The 16,176-nt window shown below is 40.3% G+C and carries 22 protein-coding genes, 2 tRNA genes and 1 pseudogene; 17 read left to right on the top strand and 8 right to left on the bottom strand.

What is annotated here, in order from left to right; genetic code table 11:
- Positions 1-94 precede the first annotated feature (94 nt).
- The 6 genes and pseudogenes from hemJ to ACWIUD_RS07715 all read left to right on the top strand — a co-directional run bounded on the left by hemJ (position 95) and on the right by ACWIUD_RS07715 (position 3,458).
- The gene (gene hemJ / locus ACWIUD_RS07740; RefSeq protein ID WP_454134536.1) at positions 95-526 is read left to right on the top strand and encodes a protoporphyrinogen oxidase HemJ; all 432 of its coding nucleotides are present in this window, start codon (positions 95-97) and stop codon (positions 524-526) included.
- Positions 527-535: 9 nt separating this feature from the next.
- Positions 536-1,915 carry an argininosuccinate lyase gene (argH, locus tag ACWIUD_RS07735; RefSeq protein WP_454148248.1) on the top strand — a complete coding sequence of 460 codons (1,380 nt, stop codon included), beginning with the start codon at positions 536-538 and terminating at the stop codon, positions 1,913-1,915.
- A pseudogene (locus tag ACWIUD_RS07730) lies at positions 1,912-2,121 on the top strand (class I SAM-dependent methyltransferase); the annotation flags it as partial. The gene argH and the pseudogene ACWIUD_RS07730, both read left to right, overlap by 4 nt.
- Positions 2,107-2,994: a class I SAM-dependent methyltransferase gene (locus ACWIUD_RS07725; RefSeq protein ID WP_454148342.1), complete on the top strand. Its 888-nt coding sequence runs from the start codon at positions 2,107-2,109 to the stop codon at positions 2,992-2,994. The pseudogene ACWIUD_RS07730 and the gene ACWIUD_RS07725, both read left to right, overlap by 15 nt.
- A 133-nt stretch (positions 2,995-3,127) precedes the next feature.
- Entirely contained in the window at positions 3,128-3,331 is a 204-nt protein-coding gene (locus ACWIUD_RS07720; protein ID WP_454148246.1) for a hypothetical protein, read from the top strand.
- Positions 3,318-3,458 carry a hypothetical protein gene (locus ACWIUD_RS07715; RefSeq protein WP_454148245.1) on the top strand — a complete coding sequence of 47 codons (141 nt, stop codon included), beginning with the start codon at positions 3,318-3,320 and terminating at the stop codon, positions 3,456-3,458. The genes ACWIUD_RS07720 and ACWIUD_RS07715 overlap by 14 nt, the downstream gene beginning before the upstream one ends.
- Positions 3,459-3,497: 39 nt before the next feature.
- Here the strand turns inward: ACWIUD_RS07715 and ACWIUD_RS07710 are convergent, their stop codons facing one another.
- Positions 3,498-3,629: a hypothetical protein gene (locus ACWIUD_RS07710; RefSeq protein WP_454148243.1), complete on the bottom strand. Its 132-nt coding sequence runs from the start codon at positions 3,627-3,629 to the stop codon at positions 3,498-3,500.
- 54 nt (positions 3,630-3,683) lie between these two features.
- Between ACWIUD_RS07710 and ACWIUD_RS07705 the strand changes: the two genes are divergently transcribed.
- The 5 genes from ACWIUD_RS07705 to ACWIUD_RS07685 are packed head-to-tail and all read left to right on the top strand — an operon-like array spanning position 3,684 to position 9,248.
- Positions 3,684-4,145 (top strand): RDD family protein, encoded by a 462-nt coding sequence (locus tag ACWIUD_RS07705; RefSeq protein WP_454148242.1) that lies wholly within the window; start codon positions 3,684-3,686, stop codon positions 4,143-4,145.
- Positions 4,142-6,352 carry an LPS-assembly protein LptD gene (locus ACWIUD_RS07700; RefSeq protein ID WP_454148240.1) on the top strand — a complete coding sequence of 737 codons (2,211 nt, stop codon included), beginning with the start codon at positions 4,142-4,144 and terminating at the stop codon, positions 6,350-6,352. Before ACWIUD_RS07705 ends, ACWIUD_RS07700 begins: the two co-directional genes overlap by 4 nt.
- Complete coding sequence (locus ACWIUD_RS07695) at positions 6,345-7,007, top strand: phosphoribosyltransferase family protein (RefSeq protein ID WP_454148238.1); 663 nt, start codon at positions 6,345-6,347, stop codon at positions 7,005-7,007. The genes ACWIUD_RS07700 and ACWIUD_RS07695 overlap by 8 nt, the downstream gene beginning before the upstream one ends.
- A gap of 1 nt (position 7,008) precedes the next feature.
- On the top strand, positions 7,009-9,093 hold the full coding sequence (locus ACWIUD_RS07690) for a polyribonucleotide nucleotidyltransferase (protein ID WP_454148237.1): 2,085 nt from the start codon (positions 7,009-7,011) through the stop codon (positions 9,091-9,093).
- Positions 9,094-9,125: 32 nt separating this feature from the next.
- A complete protein-coding gene (locus ACWIUD_RS07685; RefSeq protein ID WP_454148236.1) occupies positions 9,126-9,248 on the top strand; it encodes a hypothetical protein in 123 nt (40 codons plus the stop codon).
- A gap of 126 nt (positions 9,249-9,374) precedes the next feature.
- Here the strand turns inward: ACWIUD_RS07685 and ACWIUD_RS07680 are convergent, their stop codons facing one another.
- Genes ACWIUD_RS07680 through ACWIUD_RS07665 form a run of 4 tightly spaced genes read right to left on the bottom strand, consistent with a single transcriptional unit; the run spans position 9,375 to position 11,008 of the window.
- Positions 9,375-10,013, bottom strand: a complete 639-nt coding sequence (locus ACWIUD_RS07680; RefSeq protein ID WP_454148234.1) for a tetratricopeptide repeat protein — start codon at positions 10,011-10,013, stop codon at positions 9,375-9,377.
- A 10-nt stretch (positions 10,014-10,023) separates the two neighbouring features.
- Complete coding sequence (locus ACWIUD_RS07675) at positions 10,024-10,557, bottom strand: hypothetical protein (RefSeq protein ID WP_454148232.1); 534 nt, start codon at positions 10,555-10,557, stop codon at positions 10,024-10,026.
- The gene (locus ACWIUD_RS07670) at positions 10,554-10,805 is read right to left on the bottom strand and encodes a hypothetical protein (RefSeq protein ID WP_454148231.1); all 252 of its coding nucleotides are present in this window, start codon (positions 10,803-10,805) and stop codon (positions 10,554-10,556) included. The genes ACWIUD_RS07675 and ACWIUD_RS07670 overlap by 4 nt, the downstream gene beginning before the upstream one ends.
- A complete protein-coding gene (locus ACWIUD_RS07665; protein WP_454148230.1) occupies positions 10,805-11,008 on the bottom strand; it encodes a hypothetical protein in 204 nt (67 codons plus the stop codon). The genes ACWIUD_RS07670 and ACWIUD_RS07665 overlap by 1 nt, the downstream gene beginning before the upstream one ends.
- A gap of 151 nt (positions 11,009-11,159) precedes the next feature.
- Here ACWIUD_RS07665 and ACWIUD_RS07660 point away from each other — a divergent pair, with 151 nt between their 5' ends.
- The 5 genes from ACWIUD_RS07660 (at position 11,160) to ACWIUD_RS07640 (ending at position 12,325) form a co-directional block, all read left to right on the top strand.
- On the top strand, positions 11,160-11,408 hold the full coding sequence (locus ACWIUD_RS07660) for a helix-turn-helix domain-containing protein (RefSeq protein ID WP_454134323.1): 249 nt from the start codon (positions 11,160-11,162) through the stop codon (positions 11,406-11,408).
- Positions 11,409-11,438: 30 nt separating this feature from the next.
- Complete coding sequence (locus ACWIUD_RS07655) at positions 11,439-11,594, top strand: hypothetical protein (RefSeq protein WP_454148229.1); 156 nt, start codon at positions 11,439-11,441, stop codon at positions 11,592-11,594.
- Positions 11,595-11,688: 94 nt separating this feature from the next.
- Positions 11,689-12,000 (top strand): F0F1 ATP synthase subunit C, encoded by a 312-nt coding sequence (locus ACWIUD_RS07650; protein WP_454134321.1) that lies wholly within the window; start codon positions 11,689-11,691, stop codon positions 11,998-12,000.
- Positions 12,001-12,056: 56 nt separating this feature from the next.
- Positions 12,057-12,140: transfer RNA gene (locus tag ACWIUD_RS07645), tRNA-Leu, on the top strand.
- 98 nt (positions 12,141-12,238) lie between these two features.
- Positions 12,239-12,325, top strand: a tRNA-Leu gene (locus tag ACWIUD_RS07640).
- Positions 12,326-12,447: 122 nt separating this feature from the next.
- On the opposite strand, the gene era is transcribed toward ACWIUD_RS07640, so the two are convergent.
- From era to hslV, 3 genes are read right to left on the bottom strand one after another with little or no spacing between them, the layout of a single operon-like run.
- Positions 12,448-13,908, bottom strand: a complete 1,461-nt coding sequence (gene era, locus ACWIUD_RS07635) for a GTPase Era (RefSeq protein ID WP_454148228.1) — start codon at positions 13,906-13,908, stop codon at positions 12,448-12,450.
- On the bottom strand, positions 13,905-15,209 hold the full coding sequence (gene hslU, locus ACWIUD_RS07630; RefSeq protein ID WP_454148227.1) for an HslU--HslV peptidase ATPase subunit: 1,305 nt from the start codon (positions 15,207-15,209) through the stop codon (positions 13,905-13,907). The genes era and hslU overlap by 4 nt, the downstream gene beginning before the upstream one ends.
- On the bottom strand, positions 15,206-15,739 hold the full coding sequence (gene hslV / locus ACWIUD_RS07625; protein ID WP_454148226.1) for an ATP-dependent protease subunit HslV: 534 nt from the start codon (positions 15,737-15,739) through the stop codon (positions 15,206-15,208). The genes hslU and hslV overlap by 4 nt, the downstream gene beginning before the upstream one ends.
- Positions 15,740-15,871: 132 nt before the next feature.
- Between hslV and ACWIUD_RS07620 the strand changes: the two genes are divergently transcribed.
- Complete coding sequence (locus ACWIUD_RS07620) at positions 15,872-16,171, top strand: hypothetical protein (protein WP_454134313.1); 300 nt, start codon at positions 15,872-15,874, stop codon at positions 16,169-16,171.
- Positions 16,172-16,176 lie beyond the last annotated feature (5 nt).

The following is a 16,176-nucleotide window of genomic DNA, read 5'->3' as shown; positions in this document are numbered from 1 at the left end:
TTCGCATTTTTATACCAAATTCGCAGAATCTAGCGTAAATTTCGCAGAATCTAGCGCGAATTTCGCAGAATCTAGCGCGAAAAAGGGGAAATTTATGAATTTATATCTTATCTTAAAAGCACTTCATATTGTGGCGTTTGCTTCGTGGATGGCGGTTTTGTTTTACTTGCCACGACTTTTTGTCTATCACACAGAAAATAAGGACAAAGCGGATTTTGTGAGCGTAGTAAAGATTCAAGAGGATAAACTCTACTATTTTATCGGCACACCCGCGATTGTGGTAACGATTCTAACGGGCATTGCGATGATTGCGCTAAATATGGATTTGTTTAAATCAGGCGGGTGGTTTCATCTAAAATTGCTCTTTGCATTTTTGCTAATCATCTATCATTTCGATTGTGGGCGACATTTGCGCAATCTAAAAAATGACATTTACGCAAAAAGTGGCAAATTCTACCGAATCTACAACGAAGTGCCTACGCTGTGCATTTTTGTAATCGCATTTAGCGCGATATTAAAATTTTAGGTGGCAATCGTGGCAAAGCTTTGGGGAGGGCGATTTCGCGAGACAAGCGCGAAAGTGTTGGAGGAATTTAACGCTTCGATTCACTTTGACAAAGAGCTTTATGCGGAGGATATTTTTGGCAGTAAGATTCACGCAGAAATGCTAAATCATATAGGGATTTTGAGCGACAGCGAAAAAAACTTCATTTTGGGCGGTTTGGATAAAATTCAAAGCGAAATCGAAAATGATGAATTTAGCTTCAAAATCGCCGATGAGGACATTCACATGGCGATTGAACGGCGTTTGGTGCAACTTATCGGCGAAGTTGGCAAAAAGCTCCACACTGCGCGTTCTCGCAACGACCAAGTCGCCCTTGATACAAGGCTCTATGTCCAAAAGCAAAATGTAGCAATTCAAGGGCTTTTAAAGGATTTAATCGCCACGCTTTTAAATATCGCAAAAAATCACACCACAACGATTATGCCCGGTATGACGCACTTGCAACACGCCCAGCCTGTGAGCTTTGCGTTTCATATCCTTGCGTATTGCTTTGCGTTTCGGCGCGATATTTTGCGCCTTAAAAGCGACTATGAGCGCAATGATTTTTGTCCGCTTGGGAGCGCGGCTTTGGCGGGTAGCCCATATAAAATAAAGCGGGATTTTTGTGCGACAAAGTTAGGATTTTCTGCGCCTACATTTAATGCGATGGATTCGGTAAGTGAAAGGGATTTCGCGCTTGATTTGCTGTATGCAATAGCGATGATTGCGCTTCACTCTTCGCGCTTTGCTGAAGAGCTGATTTTGTGGAGTAGTAGCGAATTTGGCTTTATAACCATTAGCGATTCCTTTGCCACAGGGAGTTCTATAATGCCAAATAAGAAAAACCCCGATGTGCCAGAGCTTATTCGTGGCAAAAGTGGCAGGATTTTTGGCAATCTACTTGCACTGCTAACCACTATGAAAGCCCTGCCACTCGCTTATAATAAAGATATGCAAGAGGACAAAGAAGCCCTTTTTGATAGTGTGAAAAATATCAGCATTTGCCTAAAAGTGCTAAATGCGATGCTAAAAGAAGTGCAAATCAACGCCGATTCAATGCTAAATAAGGCAAAAATGGGGCATTTGACTGCGACAGATTTGGCGGACTTTTTGGTGCAAAAAAAGGGCGTTAGTTTTAGAGACGCACATCATATCGTGGGAAAAGTCGTGGGATTTGCCGAATCTATGGGCAAAGATATTAGCGAATTAAGCGAAAATGAGCTGTGTGCGCAAGATTCAAATTTGGATGGCGCAAAGGCGGTGTTGGATTTGCAAACTTCGCTAAATTCGCGCGATTCTTATGGTGGAAGCGCGGAAGTGCGCGTGAATGAGCAAATAGCAATAATGCAGGATTTTTTAGATTCGCTATGAAAAAAATAGACAGCAAACAGCGCGAAATCGTGGCAATGTTTGATTCAATCGCGCAAAATTACGACATTGCAAATCGCATTTTAAGCTTTGGGATTGATAAAAAATGGCGCAAAGAAGCGTGCGAAAAAGCGATAGGATTGTGCGAAAAAGATTCGCTAGATATATTAGATGTTGCCTGTGGCACGGGAGATATGATACTTTGTTGGTTAAAAGCTACGGGTGATGGCAATTTGTCTTTGGAGTCGCGCAATTCGTTCTCGGGTAATCATTCCGCAGATTTGGCGAATCGCCACAAGGCACGGACACAAAGTCCGCTATCCTTGTGTCGATTCACCAAAAACTACGAAAGCACTACTGCGATTCCTTCCGTTGTAGATTCTGCGAATGCAGAATCTAATAAAATGCAAAATACGCAAAACAAACAATCGAAGGATTTGCGGTGTTGCTTTGGATTATTTTCGCGTGAAACAAGCGAGATAGGACTTGGGCGTCCATCGAGCGAAGTTTTATGCGAAAATAATCCAAATGAATACCCAAAGGCAAATTGTGCGCAAGAAAACGCACCAAAATTAACCTCCATTCGTGGCATCGACCCTTCCTCCGAAATGCTAAAAATCGCAGCCCAAAAGCTCCCACCCTCCGTGATTTTGCAAAACGGCGAGGCAAAGGATTTGCGTGTGGATAGCGACAGCGTGGATATTCTCTCAATCGCCTATGGTTTGCGAAATGTTGTCGAGGTGGATTCCGCGCTAAAAGAATTTCATCGCGTTTTGCGCAAAGAGGGCATTTTGGTGATTTTGGAGTTCAGCAAAAAGGACAACGAAAATATTTTTGACAAAATCGCGCGATTTTACACAAAGCGAATCTTGCCCTATATCGGGGGCTTTATCTCCAAAAATTACGCTGCGTATAAATACTTGCCAAATTCGGTAGATGGATTTTTAAGTTTGGAGCAAATCGCCCACAAACTGCAAAATTTGGGCTTTAGCATAAAAACTAGCAAACGATATTTTTGCAATGTCTGCTCACTAATCATCGCGCAAAAAGTTTCAGCACAAAAAGATTCAGCACAAAATTAACGCTAGATTCTGCGAATCGTAATAAATTTTAGACAAATTTGTAGAATCTAACCCACCCCCTTAATCCCCCTCCGCAAGGGAGGGGGGGGGGAAAAAACAGAGAAAACCCCTCCCCTTGCGGGAGGGGTTTGGGGTGGGGCATTTATCGCAAGAGAGTTTTTTTTGGATTGCCACGAAGTCGTGCCGACTTCTCGCAATGACGAAAAATAACGCACTAGATTCTGCTTCGTTTGTCATTTTGAGCGAAGCGAAAAATCTAAAAAATAGAAATTCTTCGCTCATTTCATTCGCTCAGAATGACAAAATAAACGCAGAATCTCGCAATGACGAAAAATAGTGCATTAGATTCTGCGAATCAAATAAAAATCACAGAATCTAATGCACAAAATACCCACCCCTTTAGTCCCCCTCCGCACGGGAGGGGAAAAAATAGAAACACCGCCACAAGGGAGGGGATAGTTTGATTTAACCTCCGCACGGGAGGGGGATTTTTTAATTTTATTCTACATTTTAAGTCTAAAAATGGTAGATTCTGCGTTTTTGAAAATTTTAATTTTTTGGTGATAGATTCTGCGATTTAGAACGATTTCGCTGAATCTATGAATTTTTTGCGTGTGAGATTCTGCGATTTTCATTCAAATTTTGCTGAATCTGCCACCAAAACCGCGAGAAACAAAAGGACATTTTTAATGAATCTAATGGATATTTTGGATAGAGAAGGGTTGAAAATCGCAAGTGATGAGCGGCGAATCCTAGCATTTTTCATCGATGAAATCATCATTTCGCTAATTATTTTTGTGGGATTTTTTGGCGAACTCTCCACATTAAGGGGCGATGTGGGGCAGATTCAGGTGCTTTTATCAAATGCGTTTTTATATATTTTCGCACTTCAAGTCGCCTACCACAGCATTTTTAGCGCACTTTATGGCGCGAGTTTGGGTAAGATTATTTGCAAGATTAAGATTGTGAAAATCGACACGCTAGATAAACCAAATGCGCTAGATGCGGTGCTTCGCTCTCTTATTCGCATAATTTCTACGCTTTTGCTTTATATCCCGTTTTTAGTGGCGTTTGGAGATACATTTAGACGCGCGATGCACGATTTGCTTATCAAAACAATCGTAATTGACATAAGGCAAGAGATAGAATGAGATTTGCCCTAGCATTCGTTTTTTTCGCACAGATTTTAGTTGCGCAAAGTGCGGTAAGCGAGTTTGATAGGGATAATAATCGAATCTTTGAGCTTTACGCCGATAGCGTAGAATCTAGCGATAATTCAGTCGTTATCGCAAAGGGCAATGCCGTTTTGATTTCGCAAAATGCCTATATTATCGCTGACTTAATAAAGTATAACACAAAGACACGAGAGGCGGAGGTGAGCGGTAATGCGCACTTTTACAAAGATGGCAATTTATATTTTTCAGCGCAAAATGCAAAGATAAACTTTGATGAAAAGCACTATTTTATCGAGCCTGTTTATATCCAAGACGCAGAATCTGGCGTGTGGATTAGCGCGAAAAAGGGCGATGGCAAGGGGACGCTTTATGAGTTTGATGACCCGATAATTAGCGCGTGTGATATTGCCGACCCGGTGTGGCGTATTGAAGGGACTTCGGGGACTTTTAATCAAGATAGCAATATCGTAGGAATATGGAATCCACGCATTTATATTAAAAATGTGCCCGTGCTTTGGTTGCCGTATTTGTTTTTATCCACAAAAAGTGAGCGTGCTACGGGATTTTTATATCCAAGTTTTACGCAGTCAAGTTTGGAGGGATTTGTATATTTGCAACCCTTTTTTATCGCCACGCATAGTTTTTGGGATATGACGCTAACGCCACAGATTCGCTTTTCGCGGGGATATGGCGGTAATTTGGAGTTGCGATTTGTGGATTTGCAAAATAAGTTGTTTTATTTTAATGCGGGATTTTTTGATAATTTTCATAAATATATGGTGAAAAATCAAGTGCAAAATAAATATATTTATGGATTCAACTTTAATCACGAGCGGCGCGGGATTTTAAGCGAATTTTTTGATGGATATAGCGATGGATTATATTTAGACTTTCGCTTTATGAATGATGTGGATTATATTCGCTTGCAAGACGCAGAGAACACAGATATTGAAAATCGTATCCAAACTTCAAAGGCAAATTTTTTTGGCACAAAAGGCGAGCATTACGCGGGATTATATTTCAAATATTTTTTAGACTTGCAAAGTCCTACAAATGACGCCACCTTGCATACTTTGCCGCATTTTCAATACCATAAATACACTTCTCAGCTTGGCATTAGCAATCTTACATATTCAATCGATGCAAATACCAAAAATATTATGCGCTATCGCGGGTTTGGATATGTGGATAATAGTGTGCGTGTGCCACTAAACTTTCACTTGCCGATTTTTGGCGGATATGCTACGCTTGGGGCGAGTGTGAGTGCAAATGCCGGAGTTGTCACGCTAACTCGCGCAGATAAATTAAGCGAAAAAATTAAGCAAAATAAGACAAGCAACTATTTTAGCGCGAACTATGGATTTTTCATTGCAAGTGATATTGCAAAGCATTATAATAAATTCTTTCACGCGCTAAATTTTAAAGCAGAAGTTACAAATCCGCTTTATTCTTACAAAGATGATGAAAATAATATCCTAAATGCTGAATCTGCCGCCACAGACGCCGAACTTTATCCGGCGTTTAAGTCAAATACGATTTTTAGCGATGTAAAACCATCGCTTCGCTTGGGATTTTCGCAGTATTTTTTTGATATCGATGGGGGAGAAATATTATATCATCGAATGTCGCAACTCGTGGATTTAGGCGATGGTTTGGAGGATATTGAGCGATTTAGCTCTCTTCGAAATGAAATTGGATTTAATATTTTTGATAATATCAGCGTTTCAAATACGCTTTCATATTCGCATAAATTTCAAAATTTAGATGAAATCTCATTTTCAATAAATGCGCGATATGGGTATTTTCAAGGGAGCGCGACTTATTATTTACGGCAAAAATTCGATGGCAATTATAAAGAGTGCTTAGATGGCGCGTGTGTGGAGACTACGGCAAATTTTTTGCGACTAAAACTAGCGCACGACTTTGAGTATTTCTCACTCAAAGGCGATGTTGGATATGATTTCAATCAAAATTATTTAAGAGATTGGAATGTGAGTATTTCAAAAGATATTCGTTGCTTTGGCATTGGACTAAAATTTGCAAATGAGATTACGCCCATTTTAACAAAAGAAGGGGCAAAATCTATCACAAATCGCTATATTAGTTTGGAGTTTAGATTCGTGCCACTGACTTCAACTAGCATAAAATATAATTTCAAAGAGAGCGTAAGAAGCAATGATTGATAGGGTTTATGAAAAGTTTGAAAATAGAAGCGATGCGCTAAATAAATTGCTTGATAAAACGCCAAGTGCGGAGTTTGAGAAAAGCGGGACGATTTTAGTGGCAATTAGTGTTGGCGGACTTTTTAATGCAAGTGAGATTGCAAGGCGATTTAATGTGCCATTTGATTATTTATTTAGCGAATCGATTTTTGCGCCAAAAAATAATGAATGCGAAGTGGCGATAGTTAGCGAAAATATGGATATTGCGATAAATAGCGCGCTTGTGCAGTCCTTTGGCATAAGTTATGATTTTATTTACGGCGAAGCAAAAAGGCGATATGATGAGAAGATTTTGCCTGATATTTATAAATATCGCAAGGGCGAAAATATCAGCGCGCTTGATAAATGCAATGTGATTTTGGTTGATGATGGCGTGGAGAGCGGACTTAAAATGAGTGTGGCAATCAAAACTTGTAAGAAAAAGTTATGTAGCACCATTCGCATTTTTACGCCACTAATCGCAGAATCTACGCTTTTGCAGTTAGAAAACGCGGTGGATAATATTTTTTATGTGTATGCGCCAAAGCACTTTGTGGATACGGAGCATTATTACAAGGACTTTGGCAGCGTAGATTCTGCGTTTGAAGCGTTAAATGACAAATTTAAAGGGAGATAAAATGGAGATAGTTTTAGAAAATGGCGAGATTTTAGTAATTGATGAAGTCGCAAAAAAGGCAAATGGAGCGATTTTGTTGCGTAAAGAAAAGGCAGTGATTTTAGCGGTGGTGGCGATGGATTCAAAAATTGAAGGCGACTTTTTGCCCTTAACCGTGCAATATATTGAGAAGTCTTATGCAAATGGCAAAATCCCAAGCGGATTTTTAAAGCGGGAGGGCAAACCTAGCGATTTTGAAGTGCTTACTTCGCGACTAATTGATAGAAGTTTGCGTCCGCTTTTTGCTAAAAATTTTCGCTATCCGTTGCAAATTAGCGTGTTTGTGCTAAGTGGCGATGAGAGTTGTGATTTGCAAGTTTTGGCGTTAAATGCGGCGTCTATGGCACTTTATATTTCAAATATCCCGATAGATTCTGCGGTGAGTGCGATTCGCGTGGGACTAATCGATGATAATTTTGTGATAAATCCGCCAAATATCGCAGAATCTACAATCGATTTATTTGTCGCTGGGAGCGAGAATATTTCGATGATTGAGTTTAAAAGTAATTGCGATTCACTATGTGAATCAAAGATGATTTGCGCGCTAAATTTGGCAAAAGAAAAATTGAGTGCAAATGCAAAAATGTATGAAAACGCGCTGAGTGCGCATAAAAAAGCGCATTTGGATTTGGGGGATTTTGATTTGATAGATTCGGCGAATGTTGCGGATTGCGCGATAGATTCAGCGAATTGCGCGGATTTAGATTCGGCGGATTTAGATTTGGCATTTGCGAAAATTTCTAAAAATTATGGCAAAGATTTGGAGAATGTGATTCAAAAAATGGGCGAAAATAATGCGCCCCTAAATCTCTTAAAACGCCAAATCATCGCAGAATCTAAGTTTAGCGAAAGCGTGGTAGAAAAAATCGTGGCAAAATTTAAGCGAAATTTTATCCGCAATATGATTTTAAATGAGCGCATTCGCCTTGATGGGCGGAGATTAGATGAGATTCGCAAAATCTCTATCGCTACAAATATCTTGCCAAATGCGCACGGCAGCGCACTTTTCACTCGTGGCGAGACGCAAGTCCTTGCGGTTTGCACGCTTGGCGCAGAATCTGACGCCCAAATCGTGGATAATTTAGGCACAAAAAGCAAAAAAGAAAGATTTTTATTTCACTACAATTTCCCATCATTCTCCACAGGCGAGGCATATCCAATCGGCGCAGTAGGGCGCAGAGAGCTAGGGCACGGCAATTTGGCAAAACGCGCACTAGAATCATCGCTAAAATCGCACGGCGACAAAACCATTCGCATTGTAAGCGAAGTGCTTGAATCAAATGGCTCTTCATCGATGGCAAGCGTGTGTGGCGGGAGTTTGAGCCTTTTTGCGGCGGGTGTAACGCCAGAATTTTTAGTCGCGGGTGTTGCGATGGGGCTAATTAAAGAAGGCGATAAATACGCGATTTTAAGCGATATTACGGGGGTTGAGGACTTTGAGGGTGATATGGACTTCAAAGTCGCGGGAAATGAAAACGGCATCACCGCGCTTCAAATGGATATAAAGATTAGCGATGTTAGCGTGGAGATTTTAAGCGGTGCGCTAGATTCTGCGCGTGTAGCGAGACTAGCGATTTTAGAAAAAATGCAAAATGCAAAGGCACAAATCGTGCTAAATGACAATGCGCCAAAAAGCGAGAGTTTCTCCGTGCCACAGGGCAAAATCCCGCTTATAATTGGTAGCGGTGGCAAAAATATCAAGCGAATAATCGAGCGATTTGAAGTGAGCGTAGATATCGCCAAAGACAGCGGACAAATCACGCTTTTTGGCACAAATGTGGCGAATGTTGCGGAGGCAAAGGCGGAGATTTTGAAATGCGTAGATTTTGCGGCGGAGAAATTTGCGGTGGGCGAAAAATTTAGCGGTGTGGTAAAGAGTGTCGTGCATTTTGGGGTATTTGTGGAAATCAAAAATGGTGTCGATGGGCTGATTCACGCTTCAAAACTATCGCGCAATGGACTACATTTAGGCGATTTTAGCGAGGGACAGAGTGTGAATGTGGAAATCGTAGGGATAAATAATGACAAAATCGAGCTAGGACTTTAATGGTGCAATTTGTTCTGGGGTAATCATTTGCGTTGTTTTTATACAAAACTACGCTCAATGAACCCCAAGTTCTATTTCGCTTGTTTCGCATAAAAACAACGCAAAGCACTACCGCCATTACTCCGATTGTGATTCGTTGCACGAATCAACTTTAATAATTCGTCATTGCGAGATTCGACAACGCCAAATCAAAGCAATCCAAAAAAATAAAGCGAATCTCACCCCGCCCGTCATTGCGAGAAAATGCGTAGCATTTTCGTGGCAATCCAAATCACGCGAATCTACATACCATTATACAAATTACACGCGCCTTGATGCCCTAAATCACAAGCTTTGCCATATAGTTCTTTTGCCTTTACTGTGCTTTGTCTTGTCCCTTTGCCACGAAAATACAAATATCCTGCCAAAACGCACGAATCCGCAAAATCCACAGCACAACTGCGCTCAAACGCACTTAATGCCTTTTGATAATTCTGCACTACGCCTTTTCCTGCCCCAAATACGCCCCTGCCTTTCAAATATGCCTTGCCTAGCACAAAACAAGCGGTTTTTTGCATATTTTTGCTATTTGGTGTATTGCAATCTTTTTCCATAATGGGCGCAAAATCACTATTTCCGTCATAGTAATTCCAATTCCAAAAGACTAAATATGGTCGATGGTTACCCAAACTTACGGATTTTCTAAAATATTCTACCCATTTTTCATTATTTAGCTGCATATAAACAAGCACCCCTATATCGCAGCATTGCAAAATCCCATTTTCACATTCTTTTACACACGATTCCACGCTTGGCAATTTATTTACTATCGCTTTGCATTCGCTAATATCCCCATTTACGCATTTATTAAATCTTTCCTCCATTGTCGCACCAAAGCCAAAAGTTGCAATTATCACAATGCCAAAAACTATCTTTTTCATATTTGTTTCCTTATGGACACAGATAAAATGCGCCCACTTGGTCGTATTTATCCACGCTATATGAGCCTACCATAGGTATCATTGAAGTGGTTGTGGTGGTGGCAGTGCCATAGCCACTAGCCCAGCCACCTGAGCCGTAAGCATTTGCATTCATATTTGTGCTAGAAGTGCTGGTAGATGGCATCATATAGCTGTAAGTGCCTCGCTCTGTGTTTGTATATACTGCAAGGCGGATATAGTAATTTGCGCCTATGTTTTTGGCGTGTCTTTTTGCCTCGCTCTCACTGTGTATGCCACCATTAAAGCTAGAAATGCCTATTAGTAGGCATTCATACTCTGCCTCTAGCATATCTCTATATGCGATAAACTGCTCAGCGTTATTTAAAAACACTTCGGGGGCTAAATCATCTACAAATTTTCCGCTAGATTTCGCAATCTTTACTTGCTCATCTGTCATAACAGGCTTGTAAAATTCGGCAAATCCACTACTTCCACAGCCTACAAATAAAAATGCGACTATTGCGCATAGAATTAGCGATTTCATTTTTTGGCTTTTGGTTTTGGAGATTCAACCAAAAGATTCAAATAAAGTCCCAATGCTGTGCAGTAAGGCTTTGCTCGTTCTGGCAAAGGCAAAACATTATAAAGTGCCACATTCACATACAAAGGCGGGACAACTTCTTTTAGAATTTCAACGCATTTGTCATAGCCACTATTTGATTCCTTTGAATTTGCCGAATCTGCTCCATAAACCGCCACGCTTAATAAAAGCAATAAAGCTAACTTTTTCATTATTTTGCCTCCTTGTTTTTAGGATTTAAATTTTCCAAAAGCTCTTTTTCCATTTTATGAATATGCTCTCGCGTTAGCCATAAAGCATAAAGCATATTTTCATAAACACGCTCATTGTCGTTTTTATCTTGCAGGGCATATTTAGCTGTTATGCTATTTAATGCCTCTTTGATAACCTCATTTATATCTTTCTTTTTTGCCATAGCTTCTCCTAGCACTGAATTTAAAATCGCACAATACTAGCTAATTTGATTTTTCTCAACTAGTTATAACTAGTTGAAATGCAATCGTGGCATATTTAAAATCTAAATCAAAATCAATAATAGCTAAAAAATAAAGGTGGCAAAACGCCCAATGCAAGAGGATTACCTAGAAAAAGCCCACAAAATCATAGGGCAAAATGTCAAAAACGCTAGGCAAAAAGCTGGACTAACGCAACTGCAACTAGCCCTAGAAATAGGACACAAAAGCGTTGGGCTAGTCTCTTGCGCAGAAATCTATCACAAAAAACAGCACTTCAATATCGAGCATTTACTAAAAATCGCAATCGTCCTAAATGTCAGCGTGGAGGACTTTTTCAAAGGTTTAGATGAGATAAAATAGTGTGATTTTCGCAAAATTTTTCGCAGAATCTTGCGTGATTTTGGCGTAGATTCTGCGAATCACATAAAAAAATGCCGAATCTTTTTCGCAGAATCTAGTGTAAAATCTAATAAAAACGCAGAATCTTTACGCATTTTCACACAAATTTTCAAAAATTTTGCAAAAATAAGTGAAATTTTATTTTGATTTTGCAATAATTGCGCCTATCAAAGTTTTGAGTAAGTAGGGAGATGAATCCGAACGGCAGGGCTTTGAAATACTTTAATTATGGAGAATTGAGATGAAAAAGTTTCTTTTTTTGTTTTTGGCTTGTGTGGGCGTAGCGTGTGCGAATGATGGTCTTGGCACTGAGCTAATCAAGGCGTATTCTGCGATGGGCGCGGTTATCGGGCTAGGTATTGCGGCACTTGGTGGCGCGATAGGTATGGGAAATGCGGCTGGTGCGGCGATTTCAGGTATGGCGCGAAATCCGGGCATCGGCGGAAAGCTATCCACTACGATGTTTATCGCTATCGCGCTAATCGAAGCGCAGGTTATTTACACGCTAGTTATCGCAATCATCGTGCTTTACGCAAATCCGCTGTTGTCATAAGTGCGCTTTGTAGATTCGCGTGAATTTTGGATTCGCGTGAATCTAGGCGGATTTTAGCGGTTGTGGTGGAATGGTAGACACGCCATCTTGAGGGGGTGGTGAGGCGACTCGTGCGAGTTCAAGTCTCGCCAACCGCACCAAAAATTTGGGATTTTTAAATCTTTTTAAGATTCACACTATAAAGATTCGCATTTTGTGCGATATGTAATTTTTAAAACTTTATTTAGGCTTCGTTTGCGCCGGGGTGGTGAAACTGGTAGACGCGCCAGACTCAAAATCTGGTAGGGGCAACCCTGTGTCGGTTCAAGTCCGACCCTCGGCACCATTTTTAACAAAAATCATTTTTATAAATTTAGATATTTAAAGCAAAACGCAGAATCTATATAAAATCGCAGAATCTTACGCTAGATTCTGCGATTTTGCGGCGATTTTAGGAAATTTTGCAAATCACTCGCCAATCATCTTTTCAATCGCTTTTTTATCCTTACTCCACCCTTTTTCACACACCACATTTAGGCTCAAAAATACTTTTCCACCGCTAAATTCTTCAATCTTTTTTCGTGCGTCTATGCCGATATTTTTGATTCGTTTTCCGCCCTGCCCTATGATGATTTTCTTTTGGCTTGTCTTTTCTGTGATGATTTCAGCGTAGATTTTGGTAAGATTTTCACTCTCTAATATCCGCAAAATGCGCACTTCGCTAGTGTATGGGACTTCTTTATTTGTGAAATTAAAAAGAGATTCGCGGATTTTTTCGCGGTAAATCTCGCGAATATGCGTAGAAGTTAGGATTTCGCTATCATACAAAAATGGCGAATTAGGCAAATGTGCGCAAATCGCACCAAAAATCTGCTCTAAATTCACGCGCTTTGTGGCAGAAATGGGGATAATCGCCTCAAATTTGGAGCTATATTTTTGATAAATTTCAAGCTTTTTTAGTAGATTCGCCTTGCTTGTTAAGTCAATTTTTGTCAGCAAAACAATATGTTTTTTATCGTTTGCAATCTCCAAAAACGCTTCATAGTGCGCTAAATCATCGCTTATCGGCGCAAGAAACGCCACAATGTCGCTAGATTCAATCGCCTTGTGGCTCTCATCAACCATAATGGCGTTTAGCAATTTTTGGCTTTTGTGAAGTCCGGGCGTGTCGATGAAAATCATTTGCGCGTTTTCGTGCGTAACGATTATATTGCATTGTTTGCGCGTGGCATTGACTTTGTGCGAAGTGAGCGCAAGATTTTCATTTATGAGAGCGTTTAGAAGTGTGGATTTGCCGGCGTTTGGACGACCGATGAGAGCAATAAATCCGCATTTGGTTTTATGCGCGTTGTCTTGTTGGCAATTTGCCTTTGGGTATGACAGATTCTGCGATTTTGTGTTAGATTCTGCGCTTTTTATTTGATTTGCAGAATCTGTGTAATTTTCGTCATTTTGATTTTTAGATTCGCTTGAATCTTCTCGCAAAAAGGGCTGCACCCCCCGCCCCGCTCCCCCTACGCGCCAAAAAGCAGCCGCTTTTTCGCTTTTAGGGGGAGTGCCTCGCTTTTCCGCTTCTAGCAAAAAATCGGCGGTTGCACTTCTGCAACCTTGCTCCCGATTTTTTGCACCACGAAGCGGGCGAGATTTGGTGCTGTCGCACGAATTATTTTTATCATTTTTGCTATCGCAAAAAATTGTGGATTGCTTCGGCGAATCTATCGAATCGCCTCGCAATGACAAAAAAACACTAGATTCTGCGAATCGCACAAAATCGTAGAATCTGTATTTAAAAACAATTCTAGTATTTTGCGGTGGAGATTTTGTATTTTTAAAATTTTTTGGGTGTGAGACTAGACTAGCGGTCTGCGAACGCCCAAAAAATTTTAAAAGTGCGAAAAATGCACCCAAAGACGAATTGCCATCAATCACAAAATATACCTCGTGCTATCGGCATTCTGTATGATTGAATCTAACTTTGATTCAATATCTTTTTTGCCTATTTTTATGCTCTGTCCTTTGAGATTTGGCGCATCAAAGCTAATGTCTTCTAACACCTTTTCGACAATAGTATGCAATCGCCTTGCGCCTATGTCCTCTGTCTTTTCATTTGCAATGTGGGCAAATTTTGCGATTGTCCGCAGTGCTTCATCGTCAAATTCTAACTTCAACCCCTCAGTTTCAAGCAAATAAATATATTGCTTAATTATGCTATTTTTGGTTTGAATCAAAATTTTATACAAATCGTCCTCGCTAAGCGAATCCAACTCCACGCGAATGGGGAATCGCCCCTGCAACTCGGGGATTAAATCGCTTGGCTTACTTAAATGAAACGCACCTGCCGCGATAAACAAAATATAATCCGTCTTAATTTGCCCATATTTCGTATCTACAAGGCTTCCCTCCACAATGGGGAGCAAATCGCGCTGGACGCCTTCTTTGTTTGGATTTTGCCGTGAGTTGCTGTTATCGCTTGCCGTTTTGTCAATCTCATCGATGAAAATGATTCCGCTTTCCTCTGCCTTTTTTACCGCTTCGATTTTCAGCTCATCGATATTTGTGATATTTTCCATCGCTTCGTTTTTTAGCAATTCTTTGGCGTCTCTAACATTTGTCTTTATTTTTTTAATCTTTTGTGCTTTGGGAAAAATCTCTACAATGCCGATATTTGGCATAGGAAAGGGATTTATCGGGGCTTCGGTGATTTCTACTTCGATTTCCAAATCATCAACTGCGCCAGATTTTACCTTTTGCTTCATTTTTTCAAAGCTGATTTTATATTCCTCTTTTTTGCTCTCACTTGCGGTATTTGGGAGCGGTGGGATTAGGTTGTTTGTGATTTTGGTTAGGATATAATCCTCCGTTTTATCGGCGTTTTTCTCCATATAATCAGACTTCACCAAATTCATAGACGCATTTACCAAATCTCTCACCATTGATTCGACATCGCGCCCTACAAAGCCCACTTCGGTATATTTACTCGCTTCGACTTTGATAAATGGCAGTCCCAAAATCTTTGCCATTCTGCGCGAAATCTCCGTTTTGCCAACGCCTGTTGAGCCTATCATTAGGATATTTTTTGGCATTATTTCATCTTGAATCTCTTTTGGCAACTGCATTCTACGATAGCGATTGCGAAGTGCGATTGCAATGGCGCGTTTTGCCTTGTCCTGCCCGATAATATACTCATCTAAATATTCTACAATCTCTTTTGGGCTTTTATTATCTCTCATTTTAACTCCAATATTTTTATGTTTGTGTTTGTGTAAATGCAAAGCTCACCTGCGATTTGCAAGGATTTTTCGACTAATTCGTGCGAATCCAAATTCGCATTGCGGTGCAACGCTCTTGCAGCGGATAGCGCGTAGTTTCCACCGCTACCGATTGCCGCAATCACGCCGTCCTCTGGCTCTACCACATCGCCACTTCCGCTTAAAATGTAGATTTTTGCGCGATTTAGGACAATCATCATCGCTTCTAATTTCCGCAAATATTTGTCCTTGCGCCATTCCTTGCTAAACTCCACCACCGAGCGTTCCAAATCGCCCTTTTTTGCCTCCAAAATCTTTTCAAACATATCAAATAGACTAAACGCATCTGCCGTGCTACCCGCAAATCCGCTTAAAATTTTCCCGTCATAAAGGGCGCGAATCTTTGTGGCGTTTGATTTTAATACGCAGTTGCCAAAGGTTACTTGCCCATCGCCACCGATAACGGATTTATCCGCCCCTTTGAATGCTAAAATGGTTGTCGCGTGAAACATTTTCAATCCTTATTTCGCAGAATCTAAAAAGTGCGAATTTTACAAAAACTCGCCTTAAAAAATGCGTAAATTTAGCAGAATTGCGATTTTTGTGCTATAATGCGCTTTATTTTGGTTTTCAAGGATTTCAAAATGGCAATAGCGTTAAATAAAAGCACCAAAATTTTGATAGATAATTTTATCGATAGGCATTTTCAGGGCGAAGATAAGGCGCAAATAAAGCAAGAAGCGTTAGAAATCGCAGACTCAATTTTAGAGCAAAGCAATAAAGATTTGGATAAATTATCCACAAAAGATGATATTGCGCTTGTAAAAAATGATATTGCGCTACTTAAAAATAACATTATCGAAGTAAAATATGAGCTGTTAAAATGGCTTGTTATGACGCAAATTGCGATTGCAGGATTGCTTATAGCGACTAAAATTATGTAAGATTT

The organism is Helicobacter sp. 23-1044, from assembly GCF_053654695.1.
Note: the sequence above shows the minus strand (reverse complement) of the source record. Positions and strands in the feature narration are given on the sequence as shown.

Excerpts from the sequence above, each read along its gene's own strand:
- ACWIUD_RS07695 (WP_454148238.1), top strand. The coding sequence starts at position 6,345 with ATGATTGATAGGGTTTATGAAAAGTTTGAAAATAGAAGCGATGCGCTA.
- ACWIUD_RS07705 (WP_454148242.1), top strand. The coding sequence starts at position 3,684 with ATGAATCTAATGGATATTTTGGATAGAGAAGGGTTGAAAATCGCAAGT.
- ACWIUD_RS07665 (WP_454148230.1), bottom strand. The coding sequence starts at position 11,008 with ATGGCAAAAAAGAAAGATATAAATGAGGTTATCAAAGAGGCATTAAAT.
- hslU (WP_454148227.1), bottom strand. The coding sequence starts at position 15,209 with ATGAGAGATAATAAAAGCCCAAAAGAGATTGTAGAATATTTAGATGAG.
- ACWIUD_RS07660 (WP_454134323.1), top strand. The coding sequence starts at position 11,160 with ATGCAAGAGGATTACCTAGAAAAAGCCCACAAAATCATAGGGCAAAAT.
- ACWIUD_RS07675 (WP_454148232.1), bottom strand. The coding sequence starts at position 10,557 with ATGAAATCGCTAATTCTATGCGCAATAGTCGCATTTTTATTTGTAGGC.
- ACWIUD_RS07690 (WP_454148237.1), top strand. The coding sequence starts at position 7,009 with ATGGAGATAGTTTTAGAAAATGGCGAGATTTTAGTAATTGATGAAGTC.
- ACWIUD_RS07710 (WP_454148243.1), bottom strand. The coding sequence starts at position 3,629 with ATGAAAATCGCAGAATCTCACACGCAAAAAATTCATAGATTCAGCGAA.
- ACWIUD_RS07700 (WP_454148240.1), top strand. The coding sequence starts at position 4,142 with ATGAGATTTGCCCTAGCATTCGTTTTTTTCGCACAGATTTTAGTTGCG.
- ACWIUD_RS07650 (WP_454134321.1), top strand. The coding sequence starts at position 11,689 with ATGAAAAAGTTTCTTTTTTTGTTTTTGGCTTGTGTGGGCGTAGCGTGT.
- ACWIUD_RS07670 (WP_454148231.1), bottom strand. The coding sequence starts at position 10,805 with ATGAAAAAGTTAGCTTTATTGCTTTTATTAAGCGTGGCGGTTTATGGA.
- hslV (WP_454148226.1), bottom strand. The coding sequence starts at position 15,739 with ATGTTTCACGCGACAACCATTTTAGCATTCAAAGGGGCGGATAAATCC.
- ACWIUD_RS07725 (WP_454148342.1), top strand. The coding sequence starts at position 2,107 with ATGATACTTTGTTGGTTAAAAGCTACGGGTGATGGCAATTTGTCTTTG.
- ACWIUD_RS07715 (WP_454148245.1), top strand. The coding sequence starts at position 3,318 with ATGACGAAAAATAGTGCATTAGATTCTGCGAATCAAATAAAAATCACA.
- ACWIUD_RS07620 (WP_454134313.1), top strand. The coding sequence starts at position 15,872 with ATGGCAATAGCGTTAAATAAAAGCACCAAAATTTTGATAGATAATTTT.
- ACWIUD_RS07680 (WP_454148234.1), bottom strand. The coding sequence starts at position 10,013 with ATGAAAAAGATAGTTTTTGGCATTGTGATAATTGCAACTTTTGGCTTT.
- hemJ (WP_454134536.1), top strand. The coding sequence starts at position 95 with ATGAATTTATATCTTATCTTAAAAGCACTTCATATTGTGGCGTTTGCT.